Below are 310 nucleotides of genomic sequence, written 5' to 3'. Positions count from 1 at the left end.
GGAAAAGCGCATGAAATATACGTTTTGCAACGCAACATGACGTATGAAGGCGCTTGTCGGGCACAACACACTTGCTGAAGGCTGTATTGCTGTATGTGCAAAGCAGCCAGCGCCCCGTTACGGTGCGGTGCGGCGCTGGCTATCGACATCACTTAAGCAGCCTGACGCTGGCTGCGGCTATAGCTGTGAACCGTCTCGACCAGAACGCTGACCGCTTCCGGTGGTGTGAACTGGGAAATACCATGCCCCAGATTGAACACATGCCCCTGACCTGGGGTTGGCTTGCCATAGGCATCCAGTGTGGCAATAA

General features: G+C 55.2%; 1 protein-coding gene. It reads right to left on the bottom strand.

Annotation, left to right across the window (positions count from 1 at the left end; translation table 11 throughout):
- Nucleotides 1–152 precede the first annotated feature (152 nt).
- A partial coding sequence (locus tag KDM89_RS21310; RefSeq protein WP_329604723.1) for a uroporphyrinogen decarboxylase family protein occupies nucleotides 153–310 on the bottom strand: 158 nt, incomplete at its 5' end.

Origin of the sequence: Cognatundibacterium luofuense (genome assembly GCF_018139685.1) — a bacterium.
Taxonomy (GTDB): Bacteria; Pseudomonadota; Gammaproteobacteria; order Burkholderiales; family Burkholderiaceae_D; genus Undibacterium; species Undibacterium luofuense.
This window is presented reverse-complemented; position numbering and strand designations above follow the sequence as displayed.